This window comes from SAR202 cluster bacterium (assembly GCA_016872355.1).
Taxonomy (GTDB): domain Bacteria; phylum Chloroflexota; class Dehalococcoidia; order Lucifugimonadales; family VGZY01; genus VGZY01.
Genome location: VGZY01000126.1, coordinates 1 through 2,829 on the forward strand (window position 1 = coordinate 1; position 2,829 = coordinate 2,829).

Sequence of the window (2,829 nt, forward strand, 5' to 3'; positions counted from 1 at the left end):
GATATCTGACACCAGCTTTCCCATCTTTTCCCAGTCCACAACTTGGGCTATCCTCTCCAATCGCTCGTTACGCCCAACCTGCTCGGGAAGGAACGCTTCGATCATGGACGGGTTTCCCATATTGCGGTGCATGGCTCACTCCATTTTGCTATATCTTCCTCGCACAGGTATGATTATCGCCTCTACCTTGGGTTATGCAAAGGTCTCCTTGAGGGAGAGGCCTACGGGGCCTTGACCGTAGGGTGAGGGTGGGACCCTGGACGCCACGCGACGCTATCTATGCCGCTCAAAGTAGCCATTTCAGAGCGCAATTGTCCTGAGCAGCGTGTCCTCCCATCCTCAGAAATGACAAAGGTGCGGTCGTGGTTACACCGGCACCAGCGGGCGGTGCGCCCCAGCCGGGTGCTCCACCCTGATTCCGTCCCCCGGCCTGACAATGCCGCCTGTGACCACCACGCCCATAACACCCGCCTTCCGGATCAGGTTGCCATCCGCGTCGCGGTCCAGACATGCGGCCATCAGGCCGTGCTGCAGGCCGTCCAGTTGCGAGCAGGGATTGCGCAGGCCCGTTACTTCCACCACCGCAGCGTTTCCGATGTGAAGCGTTGCGCCGGTAGGTAAAGCTAGTAGGTCCAGGCCGCGCGTGGTGATGTTTTCGCCCAGCCGTCCGGCCCACACATCGAACCCGTTCGCGCGAAGCTCATCCTGTAGCTCTGCGTGCATAAGGTGGACCTGGCGGAGGTTGGGCTGGCTTGGGTCTTTCGCGACGCGCGACCGGTGCTTGACCGTCGCGCCCATGTGGGCGTCCCCTTCAACACCAAGGCCGGCGATGAGCGTGATGCTCTCTCGCCGGCCTTTTGTCATTGTGTGCGCCGGGCTAAGGTGTACTGCTTCGACACTCCCCACCATCGCCTGCCTTTCCGGGTTTGTGGCTATACTTTACGCAGATCAAAATCGGAGGCTGTCGATGATAATGGGCGTACACACACTCGTTTACACGAAGGATGCCGAGGCTGACCGGGCCTTCTTTCGCGATGTTCTGGGGCTCGACAATGTGGACTCCGGCGGCGGCTGGCTTATCTACGCTTTGCCGCCTGCGGAGATGAGCGTCCACCCGTTAGACGAGCCGTTCCATGAGATGTATCTCATGTGCGACGACATCGACGCGACGCTCGAAGATTTGAAGCGCAAGGGCGTCAACGTGACGCAGGCTGCGACCGACCAGCCCCGGGGACGGATCGCCCGCATTGGTCTACCGAGCGGGACGGAGCTCGGTATCTACCAGCCCAAGCACAAGATGGCGATTAAGCCAGCACCCCGTGCGCCCAGGTGATGAGCTGCTCGTTCTCGGCCCAGTCTATGCAGGCGTCGGTGATCGATACGCCGTACTTGAGGCCGGCGGGGCCGCCGTTGAGCTTCTGGTTCCCGGCGCCGAGGTTGCTCTCCAGCATCACTCCGCACAGGCCGGTGTTGCCCGCGACGCGCTGCTCGACGACGGACCTGAACCCGATGTTCATCTTCGTGTGGTCCTTGTTGCAGTTGCCGTGCGAGCAGTCCACGATCACCTTGTCCGGCACCTTGGCCGCCGCCAGGCGCTTCTGGGCCTCCGCCACGGACGCGGCGTCGAAGTTAGGGCCGTCCTTGCCGCCGCGAAGGACGATGTGGCCGTAAGGATTCCCCGTTGTGTGGACGACGGCGGTCCGGCCGTTCACGTCGATGCCGAGAAAACCGTGCTTGGACCTGGATGAGACGATGGCGTCTACCGCCGTCTGCGTGCTGCCGTCGGTGCCGTTCTTGAAGCCGACCGGCATGCTCAGGCCGCTGGCCATCTGCCTGTGCGTCTGGCTCTCGGTCGTCCGCGCGCCGATAGCCGCCCACGCGACCAGATCTGCCAGGTACTGCGGAACGATGGGGTCCAGGAACTCGGTCGCGGCCGGCATGCCCATCTCGGCGATCTGCAGCAGTAGCTTGCGGCCGCGCTTGAGGCCGGTATAGATGTCGAAGGAGTCGTCCAGGTGGGGGTCGTACAGGAGGCCCTTCCAGCCTACGGTCGTGCGGGGCTTCTCGAAGTAGACGCGCATGACCATGAAGATGCGGTCCTTGACCTTCTCGTTGAGTTTCGTCAGGCGCTCGGCGAACTCAAGGGCGGCCTTCTCATCGTGGATAGAGCAGGGGCCCGTGACCACGATGAAGCGCTTGTCGTCACCACTCAGGACAGCCTCGATTCCTCTCCGGCCGTCGATGACCGTCTTCTGGGCTTTCGGGGTGATGGGCAGCTCCCGCACTAGGTCGAGGGGCGTCATGAGCTGCTCTGTGCTCCGTACTCGTACGTCGCTGATCTCCGTCTTTAACATCTGGGACATCCTTCCTTGAGTGTGTTGCCGCCGCGCAAAATGAGAGACCCCAGCCGCTGCCGGCTGGGGTCTTGGCTTGAGTCTTTGTCGCTATGCGGGACCAGGTTCTACGCGCACCAAAACTTCACCGGCAGCCTTGTCAGGCCGGATAAAAGTAAAAGTAATACGCGTAGCTGAACGAAACCGTGATCTGCATGGATGCCACTATAAACGCGCTCTCGAAAGATTGTCAAGTGAAATTGCATTGGTGCAGTGATAGTGTCAGGGGTTAAGGGAGCAGTGAAAATGTCAGTCTATGAAAGAACTGACAATGAGCGAGAGAGAGGCTAAACGAACGGTAGTGTTGAGCGCTGTCCTTGAGAAGCGATTGACAAAGGCTCAAGCTGCCACGGCATTGGGGGTATCGGAGCGCCAGGTATGGAGGCTTCTGGCGACCTACCGGAAGGATGGAGCGGCAGGGCTGGTCCATGGCAAT

5 protein-coding genes are annotated in these 2,829 nt (G+C 60.8%); 2 read left to right on the top strand and 3 right to left on the bottom strand.

Features of this window, described 5'->3' with window-relative positions; genetic code table 11:
* Positions 1–132: IS5/IS1182 family transposase (locus FJ319_14650; GenBank protein ID MBM3935504.1), on the bottom strand; the 132-nt coding region annotated here is incomplete at its 3' end.
* A 234-nt stretch (positions 133–366) separates the two neighbouring features.
* On the bottom strand, positions 367–909 hold the full coding sequence (locus tag FJ319_14655; protein MBM3935505.1) for an MOSC domain-containing protein: 543 nt from the start codon (positions 907–909) through the stop codon (positions 367–369).
* 58 nt (positions 910–967) lie between these two features.
* On the opposite strand from FJ319_14655, the gene FJ319_14660 reads away from it, so the two are divergent.
* A complete protein-coding gene (locus tag FJ319_14660) occupies positions 968–1,333 on the top strand; it encodes an extradiol dioxygenase (GenBank protein MBM3935506.1) in 366 nt (121 codons plus the stop codon).
* Here the strand turns inward: FJ319_14660 and FJ319_14665 are convergent.
* On the bottom strand, positions 1,305–2,354 hold the full coding sequence (locus FJ319_14665) for a 3-deoxy-7-phosphoheptulonate synthase (GenBank protein MBM3935507.1): 1,050 nt from the start codon (positions 2,352–2,354) through the stop codon (positions 1,305–1,307). The genes FJ319_14660 and FJ319_14665 overlap by 29 nt on opposite strands.
* 295 nt (positions 2,355–2,649) lie before the next feature.
* Between FJ319_14665 and FJ319_14670 the strand changes: the two genes are divergently transcribed.
* Positions 2,650–2,829: helix-turn-helix domain-containing protein (locus tag FJ319_14670; protein MBM3935508.1), on the top strand; the 180-nt coding region annotated here is incomplete at its 3' end.